Source organism: Cohnella zeiphila, from assembly GCF_014212055.1.
In the GTDB taxonomy this organism is placed as follows: Bacteria; Bacillota; Bacilli; order Paenibacillales; family Paenibacillaceae; genus Cohnella; species Cohnella zeiphila.
In genome coordinates this window covers 174,985-196,218 of record NZ_JACJVO010000009.1, presented here as the reverse complement: position 1 = coordinate 196,218, position 21,234 = coordinate 174,985, and the positions used below count along the sequence as shown (strand labels likewise).

Sequence of the window (21,234 nt, the reverse complement as noted above, 5' to 3'; positions counted from 1 at the left end):
CCTCCGCATCATACACTTAGTATCCGAACTTGGCATACTGTTCATATGCCTGATTGTTAAACGCTTCGGTGCCCGGTGCATTGGCCGACTTCAACACGGATGGCCTGATTCCTTTCTGTATCAATCGTTCGGCAACAAGCGCCTCGATCGCCCACATGATGACTGCGGCAGATATGCCGGAGGCAGGACAGAGATGGGCATCGAGTCCGGGTATTTCCAGCATGGCATCCATAGGTTCCGCGCAGTTATCGAGAACAAGATCGGCTAGTTCAAACAAGCGCTCTCCGCTGGAATGATCACTCCGTAATATTGTCGAATAAGACAGACTGGTTACAGCAATCACAAAGGCGCCGATTTCTTTGGCGGCTTTAGCCAGATCCACCACTTCCGTCGATTTTCCCGACACACTTCCGATAATCATTACGTCCCCTGGACACACCTTACTTGATTGCAGCGCATATTTCATAAAGCCTTCCATATTGCGAAGTTTGGGAATCCCGCGATCCCGAACTTGATTTTCCACAGACAAATGAATTTTTAAGGGTTGGAATGCTACCAGCCCCCCAGCCCTGTTAAAGAGTTCGTAACTGAGCAGGTGCCCGGTATCGAATACATGAATTCCACCGCCAATTGCCATCGTCTCAGCAATCACACTTGCGGCTTCATCGAACTTGTCGGCGTTGGATTGCTCTATTGAACTAATCAATTCGTTCAATCGATTAAAGTAAGCCTTTTTGATAGGCACAGTTACATTCATTCGCATGTCACACTCTCCTAAAATCTAGATACTTTAGCCCTTAATCGAGCCGATCATCATACCTTTTACAAAATATTTTTGAAGAAACGGATAGACACAAACAATCGGCGTCACAATCACAATCATCGTTGCCATACGGATCGTTTCCGAGGTAAAGTTCTTTTCGGACTCCAGAACCTCCCGCTGATCCATTCCCGCTGCCATTGATGTCATGTTCGCCTTATTAATCAGTTCCATCAATAGATGGGATGCGGTACGCAAATCACGATCGAACACAAAGTACGCAGAATCAAACCAACTGTTCCAATGCCCGACTCCGACAAATAGCGCAACCGCTGCAAGGACTGGCTTGGACAATGGCATCATGATTTGATAAAAAATTCTAAACTCCGATGCCCCGTCGATCTTTGCTGCTTCTTTCAACTCTTGAGGCAATTCACGGAAGAAACTCATCATGAGAATGACAGTAAACGCTCCAATTAAGTTTGGTATGATATACACCCAGAAGGTGTTCATCAAATGAAGGTACTGCAGCAACAGAAAATAGGGAATGATTCCACCAGAAAAAAACATCGCAAAAACCAGAATCGAAATATACACCTTCTTGAAGAGTAAATCTTTTAAAGCCAACCCATACGCAAATAAGGCGCAAGCCGCAACAGAAAGCACGGTTCCGATCACCGTTCTTGCGATCGTAATGCCGAACGCTTGCATTAATTGCTTGTTTTCAAAAACAATCTTGTAATTCTCCAGTGTGAATTTGCGCGGCCAAAGCAAAATCCCGCCAAGCGCGGCATCTTTGCCTTCATTAAAGGAAATAACCAGACAGTAGTAAAATGGATACAGCGTAATAATAAGGACGATAGTACAGAATAGATATACAAAAGTATCAATGAAATAATCTTCCTTGTTGCGCCTAAGCCAACCGGATTTTCTGGGCCGTGATGCCGACGTTTGCTTGTTAAATCCGCTGCCCATCGCATTCCCTCCTTCCGATTTATAATAATCCCATGCCTGTCAGCCGCTTGACGACATAATTGCTTGAATAGATCAAAGCGACTGAAATGATGGATTGAAACAAGCCTATGGCTGTTGCGTATGAGAAGCGTCCTTGCGCTAAGCCCATTTTTAATGTGAAAGTGTCAAGAATTTCGGATACGCTATTGTTTACCGAATTTCCAAGCAAGAGCGCTTGTTCGAAATTACCATTAAATAAACTGCCTAAACTGAGAATCAGAATAATCACAATGGTCGACTTGATGCTCGGCAGTGTCACATAAATTATGCGTTGTATTCTGCTCGCTCCATCCATAACAGCTGCTTCGTACAACGTCTGGTCGATACCTGCAATCGCGGCCAGGAAAATGATGGCTCCCCATCCCATGGACTTCCATATATTGCTGAGTATCACCATCCACCAGTAATACTTTGGATCGCTAATGAATGAGACCGGGTCTTTCGTGATACCGCTCCAAACGAGAAAATCATTTACTAGCCCATTTTGAACATTTAGAAATACAAAGATCAATCCAGATACAACTACCCAAGAAATAAAGTGTGGCAAATAACTTACCGTTTGAACGATTTTCTTGAACTTGGCCGATTTTAGCTCATTGAGCAGTATGGCGAAAAAAATAGGAATTGGAAACATGAAGACTAGATTTAGAACACTCACAATAACGGTGTTTCGGATGATTCTCCAAAAATAAATTTCATTGTAAAATTCTTTGATCCACTTCAAACCCACCCAATCGCTTGTGAAAAAACCTATGACACCCTGTGTTGGACTGTAATCTTTAAATGCTATGATGAGTCCGAACATCGGAATATAGTTGAAAATGAACAAGTATAGCACGCCGAACAAGACCAAGATTTGGTAGAAGGCTTGCTTCTTAAAGATTTTCAATGCCGTATTCAATCGCTTCCCCTCACTATCTCAAAAATCCATAAAAGAAAGTCGTTATCCATAGACCAAAGGAATAAGCCTCGCGACTATGGATAACGTGTTTTTACATTATTTTTTCAAGCTCTCATACTTCACTTTGGCTTCTTTGTACTTCTCGGTCATATACGTATTCAAACGTTCAAGGCCGATTTTGTTAGCATTATTCATTAGTTCGTTGTACTTGCTGACAACTTCGTCTTCGCTCTTCGAGAGAATGATCTTTACACTCTCGTTATTGAACAAGTCCTGTAGTCGAGTTGAGATGTTAAACTCGTCTGTATCCGAAGGCGGTTTAACAAATGACAATGCGGGGTCACGAACGATTTTGGTTTTACGGAACTTCAGCACATTCAAGAATTGCGACTGATCTGGCGCATCCGCCGCCCTGGAGACCATTGGCAACGTCTCGCCAAAGGAACTCCCTTGGAAATACCAGGCGCCGATTCCCGTTTCGGTGACGGGCTTATCTTTCAAATAATCATTGTTAAAGTCAAGAAGGCCGTCATCGCCCATCGTATAATGCAACCCCTCAATACCCCATTGTGTTAGTGCGTCGCCTTCGGGACTCTTCAAGAATTCGACGAACCGAATCGCTCTTTCCGGATCTTTAATATTCTTATTAATGAACAAGCTGGCCCATCCTGTACCGGCTTCAGTCAAATTCATTTGATCCTTCCCGTTATATGTTATGGAATGATCGTTAATCGGAACAAACCAACCGTCTTTTTTATTATCCTTTAATCTTGTGTTGAGCAAATCGGCAACCATCGTGCTGTAAGATGCCATAAACACATTGCCTTCTCCTGCAATCTGGTAAAACTGGTCTGTATCATAAGTGAAACTTTCCGGATCCAGCATACCTTCGCGATACAGTGTGTTCATAAATTTCAAATATTCGAGAAAATTCGGATTACTGATATTTACTTTAACATTGCCTTGTTCGTCGAGGTATGGATTCGAATTATTGAATCCCAGAATATCCATTATTGGATTAGAGATATCTTTGGAGGGTAAATAAACGATCATGTCTGGGTATTTCTTGTGAACCGTTCTCAGCACTTCAAGCAAATCTTCAAGCGAATTAATCTGCGGATTGCCGATCGCTTCGAGAATATCTTGTCTCACGGCCAGCCCGGGATCTCCGACAGACGGAAGGTTGCGAGGATCGGCCCATTGATCATCATTGCTGTAGTGCGTCTTAAGTGTATAAAAATTCCCATCAGGAGCTGTGTTGTTTGCAATCTCAATGGGATCGAGAAGTTGTCGGAATTCCGGAGCGTATTTGTCCATCAACTCGTTCCATGGCCAAATTTTTTTCGGATCCCAGAAACGTTGGACTTGATTCGAGGTAAAGATGAAATCGGGCAAGTTGCCAGTGGCGAGCAATACCTGCAGCTGATTTAAATCCGACGCTTTGGTCACATCCAATGAAACGCCAGTGCGTTTCGTAATTTCCTTGGACACATCGTCCTTCCCCCACGTATCGACTGAATACCAATCAAAGTCAATATACATGCTGTACTTTACTGGCGACGTATCCTGTTTCCATGATAAGTTCGGGCTGTCCCAAGTGACAGGCGCCGCAGAGTTACTTTCCGGAGCTTCCGACGCAGGACTAGCCGACTGACTCGGCTGTATCTCCGCCTTCTTATCCGAGTCGCTGCAAGCCGTTAACCCTGTAACGGTGACCAGAAACAGCGCGATGACCGCAACCATAACTTTCCGCATTTTTCTTCCTCCCTTTTTCCTTTTGTTAAATTAACCAGGAAAGCGTTTACTCATACCTGATTGTTTTCATTATATATTCCGAAAATTTTCGTAGTCAAGAAATAAAAATGATTTTATTTTCGTTTTGTGAATATTAACTTTCGAAAACGAAAGATTATTAGTATGATCCACCAAGATCATTTAACAAGCACTTAATTAATTTAAAAATGAAGGCTCGGTTTATGGCATTGCACATTGAATAACTGGAAAGCATTGAAAACACATTTCATTTCATGTACGATACTATTGGAGTTTCTTTTACTTTCTTTCATATACGGAATATATAATAAAGGGGCTTGTAGCTAATTATGTATGCGAAGCAAAGACGAGAAGAAATATTTAAACTGACTAAAGATCGTCAGTTTATCTCCGTAACCGAACTAAGCAAAAGGTTTGGCGTATCAGAAGTTACAATCCGGACGGACCTGCGTAAGCTCGAAGAAATCGGAAAAGTTGACCGCAACTATGGCGGCGCGACGGTCAGGGATTCCAGCATGCTGCCATTCTCAGAGCGGGCCTTACTGCTTGACGACGTCAAGAAAGCCATTGCCCATAAAGCGGCTGCACTGATTAAGAGCGGTCAAAGCATTTTTCTAGACGCCAGCACCACGACTTTGTATTTAGCTTACTTGGCTAACGATATTGACAACTTGAATATAATCAGCAATTCCATTCCGGTGTTCGAACAACTGAAGGAGTACCGAAAAGGTACGTTGATTGGAATACCGGGAACTCTAAATCCGGTTACGCAATCGTTCGTCGGTCCTTTCGCCGAAGAGATGATAAGTAAACTCCGCGCCAATCTCGCCTTCATCTCGCCGCGCGGGATTATTCATGAGGGCTTACGGGAGCAAATCATGTTGGAGGCGACCCTCCGCAAAAGAATGATCGACGCAGCCGATGAAGTCATCGTACTCGCTGACCACAGTAAGTTTGATACGCCTAACGCGCTTCTGAGCATCGACTCGTTCGACTCCATCAGTACGGTTATAACTGACCGCGAACCACCACACGAGTTCCAACCAATTTTTAAATCCAAAGGCATTCGCTTGTTAATCGCTGAGACGCAAGAAGAAACGACATAACAAAATTTATACTGGATATTGGGCCTATCTGAAAACCATCTTCAAACGGGCCATAATCAGGTATTTGATTAAGCGAAATCCCATCATCGACGTAAAAAAATGACGCTCAGGATAAAATGACCTGAGCGCTTTATTAATAATCTATTTCGTTGAATTTTACAGCCAGCTTTAACCTATCGAGTATTTCTCTTCCGCCGCCTGAAAAACCTACTTACACAAACTTCTTGACGCTAACTCAGTTTGCGACTTAGCAATCAAATAGGCGACAAACGCACCAACAATTCCATCAGTAATGATCACGTTATTATTTCTGGTTTCACATTCAAACAAGAACCAATCGATGCAAGCCCTTTTCCACTGCTAATTTATGATAATATCTCTTATCTTCCTCTCACTGTAGGTTCAATCGCTTATCGTATTGAATCAAAATTTTCCGTTGGTTGCGATGGTTTTATATATCGAAATATTTCCTATCTCAGAGAGGATATTTTTCCTAAAGTAAAAAAATTATATGACGATAAAAATATCTCTTAAGTGAATTTAGCAGTTATATCAAATATTTTCGCCTGAGTAAAAACTGATTCGAGCAGATCTCCACTGCCACGCAGCTTCCGAACCGGGTTCGCGCGGCGTGCCGGTAAAAAAGCGATCCCGTCAGAGCCCTTGCGGCTTTGGCGGGATCCTTCGTAATTATGAGAGCAGCTTTTTCATGAACAGATCGGTCAATTGCTTGCGCAGCGACGCCAGGACGGCAGCATGCTCGGGCAGCTCGGCCACGTTATGAAATTCCGACGGGTCGCTCTCAAGATCGAACAGCTCGGCGAACGATTGGCCCATCTTCGCGACATGAACGTATTTCCACCGGCCGTCGCTGACGGAGGCGAATCCTTCCCCTTCGCTGAACACGAACTCGTACCCGCCGCGGGCGATGTTTTCCCGAAAATCGATGCCGTCCGTCTCCGGCGGCGATTCGGCGCCCGCCGTTTTCAAGCAGGTCTCCATGATATCGGTCAGCTGCACCTTGGCGTCGGTCGTCCAGCCGTCTCGCTCTCCGGGGTACTGAACGAGCAAAGGAACGTTCAGCACGTCCTCGTACGCACAGTCTCCCTTGCCCCAGATGCCGTGGTTGCCGAGCATCTCGCCGTGGTCGGCGGTGAAGATGACCAGCACGTCGTCGCCGAATTTTGCGCGCGCCGTCTCCAGAATGCGGCCGATCTGATCGTCGATCAGCGCGACGTTCGCGTAATAGCTTCTGCGCAGCTCGAGCCAATACGCTTCGCTGTAATTTTTGCAGGCGCGGTCCGGAGCGATTCCCGCCCCGTCCGCGACGCCGCGCCCGTCGCCGTGATAGCTGCGATGATGAATCCTCCGCGGATCGTCGAACTCGCCCTCCCGCAACGTTCGCGGCTTATCCTTGCTCATGTCGACCCGGCTCAAATAAGACTGCGGCGGATCGAACGGGTAGTGCGGACCGCTGAACGAGACCCAGCAAAACAACGGCTCCCCGTCGTCCCGGTCCGACAAATATTCGACGGCTTTGCGCCCTACCCAACTGTCGGGGTGCCACTCTTCGGGCCCGGGAAACGGAAATACCTTGCGGTTGCCCTTCACGTCCCAGGTCGCGTCCCGGTAAGCTCCGAGGTATCCGGCCGCATCCAGCTCCTTGGCATAATCGTCGTAGAACCAGACGGACACCTGCTTGTCGTCCTGCAGATCGAGATGGTCGATGCCAAGACTGACGTAATAGTCGCGAAAAGCTTCATACGGCAGCGTAACGTCCGGTCTCGTCTCGCCGTAAGGCACGGGCGCAAAGTGGCATTTGCCGTGCACGCTCGTCGCGTAGCCCGTCTTCTTCAGTTCCGTGAACAAATTGGGAATGCCGGCGCTGAGCTCGCACTTGCGGAAATTGCTGTAGGCGCCGGTGTTGTGAGGCAACTGCCCGGTGAGCAGCGCGCAGCGCGAGGGCAAGCACCACGGACTGGCGGAATAAGCTCTGTCGAACAGGATGCCCTGTGCGGCCAGCCGGTCCAGGTTCGGCGTGGCGACGGCCTCGTTCCCGTAGCAGCCCAGCGCGTCTTTGCGCAGCTCGTCGGTCGTAATCAGCAAGATATGCGGTCTCGTCATGCTCGCGGTCGTCTCCTTTGCAGCTTGTATGCGCGGTTAACGGTGCGCAAGCCCGGCCTGCAGCAGCTCCGCCAGCCGCGGGGAGCTTCGCCGCAGCTCGTTCAGCAGCAGGCTGCGCATCTTCTTCAGATCTTCCGCACGGCCCGGGGCGGAGGCCAGATTGACGTTCTCGTAAGGGTCGAGCGTCATATCGTACAATTCCTCGATATCCCGATAGCGGAAAATATATTTCAGCGAGTCCGTGCGAATCGACAAATTGACGCTGTCGGTTTGCGGGTCGAAGGAGGACAGCGGCGTGTATTCGCCCTTGCCGTTCTCCTCGCCGTTCCATTTGAACGTTTCGGCCGTCACAAAGTCGCGGTGCCTGAAAGCCGCTCCCCGAACGACAGCTGCGAACGAGCGGCCCTCGCCCTCGGTCCTTAGCGGTACGTCAGCGAGTTCCGCCAAAGTCGGAATCAGATCGTGCAGCTGGACGAGCGCGTCCGAGCTTCTCCCTTTTGCTCCGGCACCGGCCAAGACGAGCGGAACCCGTAGCGCCTCCTCGTAATGCAAATCAAACCCTTTCTCCACCAGCCCGTGCGCGCCCATCATATCGCCGTGATCGGAGACGAAGACGACGATCGTGTTGTTGTACAGCCCGCTGCGCTTCAAGTAATCGACGATCGCCCCGACCTGGCTGTCGACGAGCGCGCAAAAACCGAGATAATGGGCGATAAAACGCCGCCACTCGCTCTCGTCCAAGTGCTCCAGATGCTTGTAATACTTCGATTCGAGGACTTCCGCCGGCTTGCCCTCCACTCCCTGCAGGAAGTTGGGAGGAAGCACGACGTCTTCCGGGGCGATCAGCCGGTCGAACGGCTCCGGCACGATCATCGGAAAATGCGGCGCGTTAAACGAGCATACGGCGAAGAACGGCTGATCTTCCGGGCGCCGGTCGAGCGCGTCCACAAACTCCCGCGTCTGCCAGACCTCCAAATAGTGCTCCAGCGCGATCTCCGCGCGGCCGCACGGCGCTTTGCCCGGCTGCTTCAACAGCGCCGCATCCGCGGCCGTCAAATTTTCGATATGGCCGGGAAGCAGCTCATAGCCTTGTGCCGCGGCGTACTCCCGGTACGGCTCGATCAAGCGGCCGCGGTCGATGCCGTTCGGCACGGCGGGAATAGCCGACAAGTCGGCGAAGCCGAAGCGTTCCGGCGACGTCCCGGGCACGTGCCATTTGCCGGCGTAGATCGTATGGTATCCGGCGCTCTTGAAAGGACGGACGAGCCCGGCGTCGCGGACCTCCGCGCGCACATGCCGCCAGTTGCCCATCACATGATGGTCATGCGGCATCCGCCCGCTCCATAAGGAGGCCCGCGCCGGACAGCACAGCGGATAAGGCGTGTAGCAGCGGTCCATGGAGATGCCGTCCGCGGCAAGTTCGTCCAGACGAGGCGTCACGGCGGCCGGGTTGCCGTGACAGCGCAGCGTGTCCCAGCTCTGTTCGTCGCTCATGACGATCACAACGTTCGGCCTGCTTTTACCTGCTGTCGTTTCGTTCTCCTCCTCTCGTACGCGAGCCCGTCTGCGGCTCCCGCCTTTTCTCTTCCCAGGCGGCAATCGTCTCGCGCGGAACGACTCCGCAGCGCCCGGCCCACGCCGCATACAAGGCCGCCATTTCCCGGACCCGCTCCGGGAACGCCCCGGCCAGATCGTTCAGCTCCGTACGGTCCTCATCCATATCGTAGAGCTCCCAAGCTCCGGGGTATTTGCGCACCAGCTTCCACTTGCCGAGGCGCACGGCGGCATTGCCTTCATGCTCCCAGTACAAGGGAACGTTCCGCTCCCGGTCAGCCTCGAACAGGGAAAGCAAACTCTGCCCTTCGCACGGCGGGATGACATGCCCGTCATAAACGGACGGATAGGGCGCCCCGGTCGCCTCCAGCACCGTCGCCATCACGTCGGTCAATTGTGCCGGGGAATGGCGCACAGCGCCCGCTTCCGTCATGCGTGCCGGCCAATGGGCGATGAACGGCGTGGCGATTCCGCCCTCGTGAACCCAATGCTTGTAAAGCCGGAAAGGCGTATTCGACAAATTCGCCCAAGCGATGCCGTAGCTCTGGTAGGTCGTCTCCTCCCCGGGCATCAGCGCCGGATCGTTGCCGAAGCGGACGGGTTCGCCCGACTTGGTACGGGCGCGGGCGCTGCCGCCTTGAAGCAGGGCTTCGCCCGGCGACGGAGCGAGCCGTTCCGCGCAGCCGCCGTTGTCCGCCAGAAACAGTATCAGCGTGTTGTCGAGTTCGCCAGTCTCCTCCAGCGCCTGCACGATGCGTCCGATGCCTTGATCCATGCAGTCGATCTGCGCCGCATACACTTCCATGCAGCGAAGCCTCCACGCCTTGTGCTCTTCGTCCTCCCAGGCAGGCACATCCGGGTCCCGCTCCGACAGCTTCCAACGCTCGTCGATGATGCCCATCCTCGCCATGCGCTCCAGACGCTCTTCCCGCAATAGATCCCAGCCGGCGTCAAACCGGCCCTTGTATTTCCCGACGTCTTCCGGCTTCGCATGCAGCGGCCAGTGGGGGGCCGTATAGGCTGCGTACAGAAAGAACGGCCGCTCGCCGAAATCCCGCCGATGCTCCCGAACGAATCGGGCAGCGTTGTCGCTGATCGCATCGGTGAAGTAATAGGCATCATCCTGCTGCGCTTCGTCGTCGATATTCTCGTTATCGCGCGTGAGCGTACGCGGATGGTAGTAGTTCGCGGCGCCGCAAATGATCCCGTAGTAACGGTCAAAGCCGCGCTGCTTCGGCCATGTGTCGGAGACGTTGAACTTGTCCGTCGCCACGTGCCATTTGCCGCTCATATACGTGCGATATCCGTCCGCTCCGAGCGCCTCGGCCAGCGTGACGCAGTTCTTGTTCAAATTGCCGGCGTACCCTTCCGGCCGCTGATCCTCGACCAGAACGCCGATGCCCGTCTGATGCGGATGCAGTCCGGTCAGCAAGGAAGCGCGGGAAGGAGAACAACGGGCCGTATTGTAAAACTGGGTCAGCCTCACTCCGTTCGCCGCGAGCCGGTCCAGGTTCGGCGTATCCACTTCGCCGCCGTAACAGCCGATATCGGAATACCCCATGTCGTCGTTCAGGATGACGATGATATTCGGTCGCTTCGTGACGTTCTCCATGGCTTCCCTCCGCTCCGCAAGTTATTTTTGGGCAACGGCGTCGCTCAGAATGTTCTCCATGTCGTGAATGCCCATCTTGTCCAATTGCTTCACATAGCTGTCCCAGTCGTCGAAGGAAACCTTGCCCAGGATGAACTTCGCCCGCATTTCGTCGGCATACTTGCCGATATCATTGCTGAGGTCGGTCAGTTTGTCCTGCTTATCCGCCTCCAGCAGCGGCGCGTTATAAACTGTTTTCGGCAGATAGTCTTGCACTTTCTTGATATACGTCGGCATAGGCGTCCCTTCCATCGTAGGAAGCATTTGCTTCTCCGTAAAGAGACCCAGGGCTCCGCCGCCGGGGTAATACGTATACTTGGCGCCCATCACATTCTCGAATCCGGAGTCGGAATTGAGGAGGTCCTCGTTGATGTGGTACGTTCCGTCGGCGGCTACCGTATACACCTCGCCCTCCTTCACCTCATAGACGGCCGTCGCTCCTTCGTCGCTGAAGAAATAGTCGGCCCAGCGAACGGTCGCTTCCGGATATTTGTCGTTCTTGGTGATCATGAAGTTGCCCACGCCCACGCCGTTGCTCAGGTACGCCCATACCTGATCGCCGTCCGGGCCCTTGGGCGGGACGATGGCATCGTAATCGTTCGCGTACTTGCCTGCGTTGCGCGGCTGATAGAGCGGCGTATATCCGATGATGCCGTCGGCCAGCTTGCCGAAATACATTTTGTCCGTCTGGGTGAAAATTTCCTGGTCGACCAGCTTCTGATCGTACAGCTGCTTGAAGAACTCGAGAGCCTTCTTGTAACGGTCGTCGTCGAGCCATACGTTCGCTTTGCCGTCCTCGATCACCGTATGGAAGTTCGCGATTTGCTCGCTCAAGCCGAACATTCCCTCAATGCCCTGGAAAGCGAGATTGATGTTGTGGGCGGAATAAGGGATCTCTTCATTCTCGCCGTTCCCGCTCGGGTCCTGCGTTTTGAAGGCGGTCAGCACCTTGAGTAGCTCGTCTGACGTGGTCGGCGCCTGCATGCCGACCTTGGACAGCCATTTCGTATTGATAAGCGGATAGCGGCCCACGTTGCTCGGCAGGTAATCCATCACGGACGGCAGAAAATAAATGTGCCCGTCGGGCGCCGTAATCTGCTGCTTGATATCCGGTCGCTTGTCCAGCAGCGACTTGAAATGGGGAGCATACTGGTCAATATACTTTTCCAACGGAATAATCAGGCCCTGCGAGCCGTACTGCATGATTTGCGAGGAGGTCAAGCTGTTCTTCAGGATAAAATCCGGCAAGTCCTGCGTCGAGAAGAGCAGGTTGATCCGTTCGGTCGCGCTGTCGAGGTTCGGCGTATCCCATTCGATATGGATGCCGGATTTTTGCTCGTAATCTTTCCACAGCAGCATATCTTTATATTCGCCGTGCTGAGGATCCTTGCGAGAGAAGGCTTTGAGCGTAATCGGCCGGTCGACGATCGGAAAGCCGCCGGCCTTCACTCCGCCGGCCGCCGCCTGCTGCGAGCCGCCGGACGGAGCTTGATTCCCGGAGCCGGATTGTGCATCTCCGTCAGAACCGGATGAGCAGCCCGCCGCCAATGCCAGCGAGCAGGAAAGCGCCGCGAATGTGACCGTTTTCAAATAACCCCGCATCTGTTTTTTCCTCCTTATTATCCTTTCACCGAACCGATCATGACGCCATTGACGAAGAACCTTTGGACGAACGGGTACAGAATGAGCATCGGCAAGCTGGCCAGAATGATTACGGCGTACTTGATTCCTTCCGAATCCAGCATCCGCTGCGTAGCGCCGGCATCCGCCGCCGTCGTCATATCGCTGGCCGAAGCCGCGATCAGGATATTGCGCAGAATCAGCTGCAGCGGGAATAGCTGCTGCTTGGAAATATAAATGAGCGCATCGAAATACGAGTTCCATTGCTCCACCGCGTAGAACAGCACCATCACCGCCAGGATCGGTTTGGAAAGCGGAATGGCGATGCTGAGCAGCATCCGGGTGTTGGAGCAGCCGTCCACCCGGGCCGCTTCGTACACCTCCTCCGGAATCGTATGGCGGAGGAAGGTAATCGTGACGATGACGTTGAACGTGTTGATCGCCTTCGGCAGCACGAGCGCCCACATCGTGTTGATCAAGTGCAGCTTATGGACGACCAGATACGTCGTAATCATGCCGCCGTCGAAAAACATCGTAAAGACGAGGATGCCGGTGAGCAGCCCGCGGCCCTTGAAATCCCGGCGGGATAGCGGAAACGCCGCCAGAATCGTGAGCACGATATTGAACACCAAAGCTACGCTCGTATACAGAAGCGTATTGCGGTAGCCGACCCAAATCTCCGGATGATCCAGCACGTTGCCATACGCCTTGAGCGTCCATCCGACCGGAAGCAGCCACAGCCTGCCGTTCAGCACCGCCAGCGGATCGCTGAAAGAAGCGCTCAGCGTGTAAAGCAGCGGATAAAGCACGATGATGAAGATAGCGAACAGGATGAGCACAACCAGAATGCTAAACAGCCTGTCGCCCTTGCCTCTGTAAACGGGAGAATGCATCCGTCCCTTCTCCTTCCCGGCTCACCACAAGCTGGAATCGCTTGTTTTGCGCGCCAAATAATTCGCGGCGATGAGAATAATGAAATTGGCCAGCGAATTAAACACGCTTACGGCCGTGGAGTAGCTGAAATCGCCTTGCAAAATGCCGGTACGGTAAATATATGTCTGAATGACGTCCGAAGCCGATAGATTGGCATCGTTCTGCATCAGCAAGATGCGTTCAAAGCCGATGTTGAACAGATGGCCGACGCGCAGAATAAGCAGAATCATGATCGTCGGCAGCAAGCCCGGGATTTTAACGTGTAAAATCCGCTTGAAGCGGCTCGCTCCGTCCACGACCGCCGCCTCGTTCAGCTCTGGACTGATGCCCGTAAGCGCTGCCAAATAAATGATCGCGCTCCACCCCATGTTCTGCCACAGATCCGAGAAGACGTACATCGTCTTGAAATATTGCGACTCGATCATGAAGTTGACCGGGTGTCCCCCGAACAGCTCGATGATCTTGTTGAACAGGCCGCCTCGGATCGAAGTAAAATTGATCAGCATTCCGACGACGACGACGCCCGACAGGAAGTGGGGAACATACGTCACGTTCTGAATCAGCTTCTTGAAATGCAGGTTGCGAATCTCGTCCAGCAGCAGCGCCAGCACGATGGGAAAGAAGAAGCCGACGGCGATCGCATACAGGCTGATCCAGATCGTATTGCCCAAGATCGCGCCGAAGTTGTAATAGGAGAAAAACTTGTCGAAATACTTCAGACCCGCCCAAGGACTTCCCCATATCCCTTGCGCCATATTGAAGTTTTTGAAGGCGATCTGCACGCCGTACATGGGCCAATACTTGAAGATCGCGTAATAGGCCAGCGGCAGCGCCATCATCAGGTACAGCTCGTAATTCTTCGTGTACTCTCTCCATTTCACGCCCTTGTCTCACCTCCTCGCCTTTAGGTTGATGAAGCAACCGCAAGCAAAAGGTAACACGGGCTCTCGTAAGGCGTAAATCGGTGTTTGTTGACGCGATATGCTCCAGTTGATGCAAGGGCGAAATCGCCGATGTGCTCCATTTGCAGTCATGTGCTCGGGATGATCTTGACCGCCCCGGCCGCTTCATCGCTCGCTTACTCCAGCGATTCCTCCTGATCGGAACCGATTCCGGGGGCGTACAATTTGCGGTACTGCCCCGGCGTCACACCTTCGGTCTTCTTGAATTTGCGGACGAAATTGGACGCGTTCATATAGCCGATCTCTTCGACGATTTGCCCGACCGATTGCTCCGAGTGGAGGAGCCTCAGCTTCGCTTCCTTCATCCGCAGCTCCGACAAGTAGTCCGTGAACGTCTCCCCGACCTGCTCCTTGAAGAAACGGCTCAGGAACGACACGGATACGTCGTGCTCGTCCGCGATCCGTTCCAGACTGATGCCGCCGTCGCGAAAATGGCGGTGCACGTAGTCCAGCACGCTGTCGCGCAGCTTTACGTTCTTGCTTTCCTTGCGTTCTTCCACGTACAGGCACACTTTCTCCGTGAGCCGCTCCAGCCGGGCGTATAATTCGTCCAGAGAGTCGAACCCCATCAAGCTTTCGATTTCCTCGCGAAAATGTTCGGCATGTATTTCCCGCACCACTTTCACGGCGGAATTGACCATATCGAAACAAATATATCGGAGCATCAGCAGCGATGCGCCCTTGGACGCAATGCTGTCCAGGATGCTCCTCAGGTTATGCAGAGCAACCGCGCGGTCGCCTTTCTTCAAGCTCTGCAAATAGACGATTTGCTCTTCGACCGGATACCAAGGCTCCTCGTGGTGCGAGGCCGCGATATCGCGAAAATTCGTAATGGCTTTGCCGCCGGCGATCATTTTGTATTCCAGCGCCGCGGACGCCTCGATGTACGAGCGATTCAATTGCAGCGGTTCCGAATAGACCCCGCCGATCCCGATGTGAACGGCCTGGCCGTGCGCCTCCTCCAGCCATACGGCCAATAGGCTCGCCAGATCGGGCTCTGCCTCCGCCACGTCCGGAGAATCGTCCAGCATGGCGATAACCGCTGCGCCGTTTCCGTTCGGATCGTCCGTGCAGTACGCGGAAGATCCGTTCTCCCGCAGCAGCTGCGCGATGGGAGCCGCATCGACGAACCTCGTTTTCCCGTCGATCAACAGCACGTAAAAGCCGGCGCCGGCGAATTCCGTATGCGAACGCTTCATCCATTCCTGCAGCTGCGCGGCGCCGCCGATTTTGCCTGCGAGCAGTTTGGCAAGCAGCTGTTCTCTCAGCAGCTCTCTGTTGCTGGATACGAAGACGTCCGCCGCGCTCTCGATCAAGCGGAACTCGTTCCGGACGACGGAGGGGGCCTGGGAGGCGGCTTCCCGGTTCAACCGGTTGGCGAGCCGACGGATCGGGACATAATGGTAGTGGGTGAAAGCAAACGCAATCCCGACGCCCATCATCGCGATCAGAGAGATCAATTCGATCGTGAAGGTACGTTTCTGGATCACCCGGCTCATGAACTGCGAGGTGGGCAAAATCGTGACGAAGCTCCACCCGATCGTATCCGACTTGACGTAGCTGAACGAATATTTCGTATGTTCGGAAGAAAGCTCGTAAATTCCCGACTTGTCGTGTTCTTTGATCATCGCGATCATTTGCGATTTGAGCTTGCCGTTCTCCTCCCCCTGATGAACGGAAGCCAATATTTGATCGTTCTCGTCCAGGATATAGCTTTCCCCTTTGAAATCGCCCAAAATATTGCTCATCATCGACGACAGCTCGGACTCCTGAATGGCGAAGACGACCGTGCCGTACGGTCTCGGGCTTTGCGGTTGGACCGGATACATATACACAAGGTATCTCTGCGCAGGAGAAGCTTGGTCCGTTCCGGACATCCGTTTGATTTGAGGATTCGCGATCCGGTTGATGTCATCGTAAAACTGGTCGTCGTTCCAGCCGCTGCCGCGGTAAAAATATTTGCGGAACGAATCGTAGGAGTAAAATCCGTCCGAAGAGTAGATGAGGTCGTCATGGCGGAGATACAAAAACAAAGTGTCGATGATCGAGCTGTTCGCTTTATATTTCTTAAGCTCGTCAACGGCCTCGATCCGGCCGTAACCGTCGTTCAAGTTATAGGACAGAAACTTCGAATCTTCCGCGATGAGGAACGCGATGTTACCGAACTCTTTCATCTGCCGCTCCATCATCGACTCTACTTGCGACAGCTTGGTCAAGTTCGATTTTTCGATCTCGCTTTTGAGGCTTCCTACCGTGTTCTCGTATAGAATAATGCCCATAATGACGACAGGAAACGTGCAAATGAAAATATAAGAGAGAAGGTACTTGTAGAAAATCACGCTTCTTCCGATCTTGGTCATCCCGATCCCCCGCAATCGATTTATCTAAACGCAGCATCACATTTATACAATGTACATTAGATTTATTCAATGTATTATTCGGGATGGAAGCGCATTCTTCCTGCCCGATTAACGATTGATGTTGTGCCGGCGGTTACCGGGCGGAATAAGTCAGGAAAGCCCGTCGCATAATACGCAGCGATTAGAGCCATGGAGGAATAATATGAATCGGGCTTCGGGAAAAGGGCGCGTATTCGCGCTAGGCGGCGTGCAAGAGATCGGCAAAAACATGTATGTGATCGAATACGGCAAGGTGATGGTCGTCGTAGATTGCGGATCCAAATTTCCCGACGAAAACCTGCCGGGAATCGACCTGATCGTGCCGGACATCTCCGGTTTGCTTGAGCGCCGGGATCATGTCGCCGCCCTGATCGTCACTCACGGGCACGAGGATCACATCGGCGGCATTCCGTACATATTGAAACAACTGAACCTCCCGGTTTATGCCACCAGGCTTACCATGGGATTGATCGAAGCGAAATTGTCGGAGCACGGACTGTTAAGGGGCGCGACGCTGAACGTGATCGACGCCGACGCCGTTCTTGATTTCGGTCCGATTAGCGCCTCCTTCTTCCGCACCAACCACAGCATCCCCGATTGCCTCGGCGTCGTATTCGACACGCCCGCGGGCACCGTCGTCCATACCGGAGATTTCAAATTCGACTTGACGCCGGAGAGAAAAAGCCAGCATCCCGATCTTCACCGGATGGCGGCCGTCGGAGAGAAAGGCGTTTTGCTCCTGCTGTCGGAGAGCACGAATGCGGAGCGGCCCGGCTTCACGCCGTCGGAGCGGACGGTCGGCGCGCACATTGAGGAAGCCTTTCAGCGGGCGAAGCGAAAAATTTTTTTGTCCACGTTCGCCTCCAACGTCAATCGCGTTCAGCAGGTCGTGAACGCCGCCGCCCGGACGAACCGCCGCCTCGTCCTGCTCGGCCGCAGCATGGTCAATGTCGTAAACGTCGCCCGGGAGATCGGCTATCTGAACGTGCCGGAAGGCATGCTGATCGAAGCCGAAGAAGCCTCCCGGCTTCCGCCCGAACAAGTGGCCGTGCTGTGCACGGGCAGCCAAGGGGAACCGGCGGCCGCTCTCGCCAGGCTTGCCGCCGCCAGCTACCGCAAGATGGAGATCTCTCCCGACGACACGGTCATCGTGGCAGCTTCGCCGATCCCGGGCAACGAGCGCAACGTCGCCCGAATCATCGACCAGTTATATCAGTTGGGCGCCCAGGTGATCTACGGATCCGGCGCGGCGACCGGCATGCACGTGTCCGGCCACGGCAGCCAGGAGGAACTGAAGCTGATGCTGACCCTGATGAAGCCGAAATATTTCATGCCGATTCACGGGGAGTATCGCATGCTGCATCAGCATCGCCTGCTCGCGGAATCCGTCGGCGTCAAGCCGGACCGCATCTTTATCGTCGGCAACGGCGATATCGTCGAATTCGGGGACGGAGCCGCGGCGCCGTCCGGCAAAGCTCCTTCCGGGGACGTCCTGGTCGACGGGCTCGGCGTCGGCGACATCGGCAGCGTCGTCCTGCGAGACCGCAAGCAGTTGTCCGCCGACGGCATTCTCATCGTCGTCGTTACCTTGAGCAAAAAGGACGGCTCGATCCTTTCGGGACCGGACCTTATTTCCCGCGGCTTCATTTACGTTCGGGATTCCGAGGCGCTGCTGGAGCAGCTGCACAAGCTTGTCCTTTCCACCCTGCAGGAGCTTAAATCGTCCAGGATCAAGCAATGGGGCTTGATCAAGCGGGCGCTCAAAGACGAGCTCGGACAGTACCTGTTCGCCGAACTCAAGCGTCGACCGATGATCATGCCGATTCTCACGGAGGTCTAGGATTATTCGGATCGCAGCCGGGAGATGCTAACCAGGCAATTCAATATGGCATAAAACCGATCGACCTTATCGGAAAAGGAGCATGGCTATGGAAGCAAAGAAAACCTGGGATCTGATCGCCTTGGCTTCCATACCGCTCATCGCGACGCTGGGCAATTCGATGCTGATACCGATTCTGCCTTCCCTGCGCAAGGAGCTGCACGTCAGCTCTTTCCAGGTCAGCCTGATCATTACGGTATACTCCGTCGTGGCGATTTTTCTGATCCCGATAGCCGGCTTTTTGTCCGACCGGCTCGGACGCAAAAAAATCATTATCCCGAGCCTGGCGCTGACGGGAGCAGGGGGGCTCGTAGCGGGCTTGGCTCCTTTGTGGACCGATCATTGTTACGGCTGGATTCTGGCCGGAAGGCTGCTCCAAGGCGTCGGCGCAGCCGGATCCTTCCCCATCGTCATCCCGCTCGTCGGCGATTTGTACAAGAAGGAAAGCGACATCAGCGCGGGACTCGGTCTGATCGAGACGGCGAATACGCTAGGGAAAGTGCTGAGCCCGATTCTCGGTTCGCTGCTCGCCGCGCTCGTGTGGTACTTGCCGTTTCTGGCCATCCCCGTCATCAGCCTGCTCTCGCTCGTGCTGGTCGCATGGCTGGTCAAAGTTCCGGCTCAGCAGGAGGAGCCTCCGACCCTGCCGGATTTCTTCGCATCGATCAAACGCATGTTCGCCAAAAAGCGCTGGTTGTACGCCATCTTCGCCATCGGCGGCATCAGCATGTTCCTTGTCTTCGGCTCTCTGTTCTTCCTGTCCCAGACGCTGGAGGATCGGTACGGCATTCACGGGATATGGAAAGGAGCCCTGCTGGCAATTCCGACGGCGGCGCTGTGCGCCTGTTCTTACGGAGCGGGAAAGTGGATCGGGGAAAATAAGATCAGGATGAAGTGGCTCAGCTTCGGCGGAGCGGCCTTGGGAGCGGCAGCGTTGCTTATCTGCGGATGGGTCAAGCCCCAATCGATCTATTGGTTATTCGTTTTCATGACGTTGGGCGGTGCCGGCATCGGCGCGGCTTTGCCCTGTCTCGACGCGCTGATTACGGAAGGCATCGAGAAGAAGCAGCGGGGGACGGCCACCTCGATCTACAGCAGCATGCGGTTTATCGGCGTTGCGGTCGGCCCGCCCGTCGCTTCGCTCCTGCTGGAGCGTTCCCAGCAGAGTTTATTCTGGCTGATGGGCGGCCTGGGCGCGGCGGCCGCTGTCCTCGCCGCCGTCGCCGTCAAGCCCCGGTCTTCCGAAGGCAGATCGAAATAATACCATACCGTCAGCCCTCGACATACGGCTTATCGAAGTATGCAGAATTTTAAAAACCTAGGCAAGCGTACTGACCGTCATGACATTTGATCATATATAAGAGTAGTGGCATAAGCCGCAATATAAAAATGGTGGTGATTGCTTTGGGTTATCCTGTAGGTGGTGTAGGCGTAGGCTCTTGTGCCGGCGGTGGGGCTGCGTTTGTGCTCGTACTCTTTATCCTGCTTGTCATCATTCTGCGCACGATCGCCTTTTAACCCATGTATCCACAATCCCCTGTGCCCGTCATGCCATCGGCGTGATGGGCCTTTTTCTTTAGAAAATGGTCCAAGCTCTTGGAGCCGGCCTGCCCCTCGCTCCCGTCTTCGCCCCGGAGCAGCCGCCGCGCGTATTCCTTCGGCGTGCAGCCGTTATACCGCTTGAACAGCTCGTAGAAATGCGCCATATTCTCGATCCCGACGCTCGCTGCGATGGCGGAGACGCTGGCGGGCTCGGCGACGAGCAGATGCGCCGCCTTGCGTATGCGCTGGCGGTTGACGTAGTCGACGAACGAAACGCCGACCGCCTTTTTGAAATACTTGGAAAAGTAACTGTAATTCATCCGCGCGATCCGGCTCGCCTCGTCCATGTCGATGCGCTCGCTCAGATGGCGGTCTACAAAATCGAGAACGGGACGCATGACGGCGTCGTCCACGAATTCGTTGCTCTGCAGCAGCCCGCGGCTGTCGTGACGGAGCAGCGTCAGCAGCAGATGCTTGATATGCATGCTGGCGGCGATCTCGTAGCCGTTCCGCCTGCCGATCATTTCCTCGTGAATGTCCGTCAGAATGCCGGCCATCTCCCGCCTTGCCGCGGCGCTTTCCTGGAAGATATAGTTCAGCTCCTCAAGCGGACGAACCAACTCCGAGAAGTGCCGGTAATACATCATCATCGCCGGATCGAAATAACGCTGCAGGTCGACGTGCAGCACGATATAGACCAGAGGCCCGTCCGCCGTTTTCTGGCTGAGATGGAGCTGGGAGGAGCCGACGATGGCGACATCCCCCGCGTCAAGCGCATAGCTATGGCCGGGCGTATGGAAGTTCATGGCCCCCTCCTGCACCAGAACAAGCTCGACCTCTTTGTGATAATGCCAGCGCCTGCCCGGCGGGCCGGGCTCCGACCGGTCCGTGAACTGCCACGCCTTGATGCAGAGATGCCGGTTCTGGTAATGAATCGGCTCCTGAAATTGTTCCTCAACGCCTTCCCGAAAATGCTCCCGAACGTCTTTCATCGGTTGATCGCCCACTTTGCGCCG

The 21,234-nt window shown here is 53.6% G+C and carries 15 protein-coding genes; 3 read left to right on the top strand and 12 right to left on the bottom strand.

The window, feature by feature from the left end; genetic code table 11:
• Positions 1–16: 16 nt before the first annotated feature.
• The 4 genes from H7C18_RS08125 to H7C18_RS08110 all read right to left on the bottom strand — a co-directional run bounded on the left by H7C18_RS08125 (position 17) and on the right by H7C18_RS08110 (position 4,430).
• Positions 17–763 carry a sugar isomerase domain-containing protein gene (locus H7C18_RS08125; protein WP_185128523.1) on the bottom strand — a complete coding sequence of 249 codons (747 nt, stop codon included), beginning with the start codon at positions 761–763 and terminating at the stop codon, positions 17–19.
• Positions 764–790: 27 nt separating this feature from the next.
• Complete coding sequence (locus tag H7C18_RS08120; RefSeq protein WP_185128522.1) at positions 791–1,735, bottom strand: carbohydrate ABC transporter permease; 945 nt, start codon at positions 1,733–1,735, stop codon at positions 791–793.
• A 19-nt stretch (positions 1,736–1,754) separates the two neighbouring features.
• Positions 1,755–2,675, bottom strand: coding sequence for an ABC transporter permease (locus tag H7C18_RS08115; RefSeq protein WP_185128521.1), 921 nt, complete (start codon positions 2,673–2,675; stop codon positions 1,755–1,757).
• A 96-nt stretch (positions 2,676–2,771) separates the two neighbouring features.
• Entirely contained in the window at positions 2,772–4,430 is a 1,659-nt protein-coding gene (locus tag H7C18_RS08110; RefSeq protein WP_185128520.1) for an extracellular solute-binding protein, read from the bottom strand.
• A gap of 347 nt (positions 4,431–4,777) precedes the next feature.
• Between H7C18_RS08110 and H7C18_RS08105 the strand changes: the two genes are divergently transcribed.
• On the top strand, positions 4,778–5,554 hold the full coding sequence (locus tag H7C18_RS08105) for a DeoR/GlpR family DNA-binding transcription regulator (protein ID WP_185128519.1): 777 nt from the start codon (positions 4,778–4,780) through the stop codon (positions 5,552–5,554).
• 690 nt (positions 5,555–6,244) lie between these two features.
• On the opposite strand, the gene H7C18_RS08100 is transcribed toward H7C18_RS08105, so the two are convergent.
• The 7 genes from H7C18_RS08100 to H7C18_RS08070 all read right to left on the bottom strand — a co-directional run bounded on the left by H7C18_RS08100 (position 6,245) and on the right by H7C18_RS08070 (position 16,758).
• Positions 6,245–7,678, bottom strand: a complete 1,434-nt coding sequence (locus H7C18_RS08100) for a sulfatase-like hydrolase/transferase (protein ID WP_185128518.1) — start codon at positions 7,676–7,678, stop codon at positions 6,245–6,247.
• Positions 7,679–7,714: 36 nt separating this feature from the next.
• On the bottom strand, positions 7,715–9,181 hold the full coding sequence (locus tag H7C18_RS08095) for a sulfatase-like hydrolase/transferase (protein WP_185128517.1): 1,467 nt from the start codon (positions 9,179–9,181) through the stop codon (positions 7,715–7,717).
• 16 nt (positions 9,182–9,197) lie between these two features.
• The gene (locus H7C18_RS08090) at positions 9,198–10,844 is read right to left on the bottom strand and encodes an arylsulfatase (protein ID WP_185128516.1); all 1,647 of its coding nucleotides are present in this window, start codon (positions 10,842–10,844) and stop codon (positions 9,198–9,200) included.
• Between the two features lie 21 nt (positions 10,845–10,865).
• The gene (locus tag H7C18_RS08085) at positions 10,866–12,485 is read right to left on the bottom strand and encodes an extracellular solute-binding protein (protein WP_185128515.1); all 1,620 of its coding nucleotides are present in this window, start codon (positions 12,483–12,485) and stop codon (positions 10,866–10,868) included.
• A gap of 17 nt (positions 12,486–12,502) precedes the next feature.
• A complete protein-coding gene (locus H7C18_RS08080; protein WP_185128514.1) occupies positions 12,503–13,396 on the bottom strand; it encodes a carbohydrate ABC transporter permease in 894 nt (297 codons plus the stop codon).
• Between the two features lie 21 nt (positions 13,397–13,417).
• A complete protein-coding gene (locus H7C18_RS08075; RefSeq protein ID WP_185128513.1) occupies positions 13,418–14,317 on the bottom strand; it encodes an ABC transporter permease subunit in 900 nt (299 codons plus the stop codon).
• 197 nt (positions 14,318–14,514) lie between these two features.
• Positions 14,515–16,758: a helix-turn-helix domain-containing protein gene (locus H7C18_RS08070; RefSeq protein WP_185128512.1), complete on the bottom strand. Its 2,244-nt coding sequence runs from the start codon at positions 16,756–16,758 to the stop codon at positions 14,515–14,517.
• Positions 16,759–16,960: 202 nt separating this feature from the next.
• Between H7C18_RS08070 and H7C18_RS08065 the strand changes: the two genes are divergently transcribed.
• Together H7C18_RS08065 and H7C18_RS08060 are read left to right on the top strand one after the other, a co-directional pair.
• Positions 16,961–18,637 carry a ribonuclease J gene (locus H7C18_RS08065; protein ID WP_185128511.1) on the top strand — a complete coding sequence of 559 codons (1,677 nt, stop codon included), beginning with the start codon at positions 16,961–16,963 and terminating at the stop codon, positions 18,635–18,637.
• Between the two features lie 88 nt (positions 18,638–18,725).
• Positions 18,726–19,937, top strand: a complete 1,212-nt coding sequence (locus H7C18_RS08060; protein ID WP_185128510.1) for an MFS transporter — start codon at positions 18,726–18,728, stop codon at positions 19,935–19,937.
• A 253-nt stretch (positions 19,938–20,190) separates the two neighbouring features.
• Here H7C18_RS08060 and H7C18_RS08055 read toward each other — a convergent pair whose 3' ends face one another.
• The gene (locus H7C18_RS08055; protein WP_185128509.1) at positions 20,191–21,210 is read right to left on the bottom strand and encodes a helix-turn-helix domain-containing protein; all 1,020 of its coding nucleotides are present in this window, start codon (positions 21,208–21,210) and stop codon (positions 20,191–20,193) included.
• Positions 21,211–21,234: the final 24 nt, after the last annotated feature.

Excerpts from the sequence above, each read along its gene's own strand:
- H7C18_RS08125 (WP_185128523.1), bottom strand. The coding sequence starts at position 763 with ATGCGAATGAATGTAACTGTGCCTATCAAAAAGGCTTACTTTAATCGA.
- H7C18_RS08120 (WP_185128522.1), bottom strand. The coding sequence starts at position 1,735 with ATGGGCAGCGGATTTAACAAGCAAACGTCGGCATCACGGCCCAGAAAA.
- H7C18_RS08110 (WP_185128520.1), bottom strand. The coding sequence starts at position 4,430 with ATGCGGAAAGTTATGGTTGCGGTCATCGCGCTGTTTCTGGTCACCGTT.
- H7C18_RS08105 (WP_185128519.1), top strand. The coding sequence starts at position 4,778 with ATGTATGCGAAGCAAAGACGAGAAGAAATATTTAAACTGACTAAAGAT.
- H7C18_RS08100 (WP_185128518.1), bottom strand. The coding sequence starts at position 7,678 with ATGACGAGACCGCATATCTTGCTGATTACGACCGACGAGCTGCGCAAA.
- H7C18_RS08090 (WP_185128516.1), bottom strand. The coding sequence starts at position 10,844 with ATGGAGAACGTCACGAAGCGACCGAATATCATCGTCATCCTGAACGAC.
- H7C18_RS08085 (WP_185128515.1), bottom strand. The coding sequence starts at position 12,485 with ATGCGGGGTTATTTGAAAACGGTCACATTCGCGGCGCTTTCCTGCTCG.
- H7C18_RS08080 (WP_185128514.1), bottom strand. The coding sequence starts at position 13,396 with ATGCATTCTCCCGTTTACAGAGGCAAGGGCGACAGGCTGTTTAGCATT.
- H7C18_RS08070 (WP_185128512.1), bottom strand. The coding sequence starts at position 16,758 with ATGACCAAGATCGGAAGAAGCGTGATTTTCTACAAGTACCTTCTCTCT.
- H7C18_RS08065 (WP_185128511.1), top strand. The coding sequence starts at position 16,961 with ATGAATCGGGCTTCGGGAAAAGGGCGCGTATTCGCGCTAGGCGGCGTG.
- H7C18_RS08060 (WP_185128510.1), top strand. The coding sequence starts at position 18,726 with ATGGAAGCAAAGAAAACCTGGGATCTGATCGCCTTGGCTTCCATACCG.
- H7C18_RS08055 (WP_185128509.1), bottom strand. The coding sequence starts at position 21,210 with ATGAAAGACGTTCGGGAGCATTTTCGGGAAGGCGTTGAGGAACAATTT.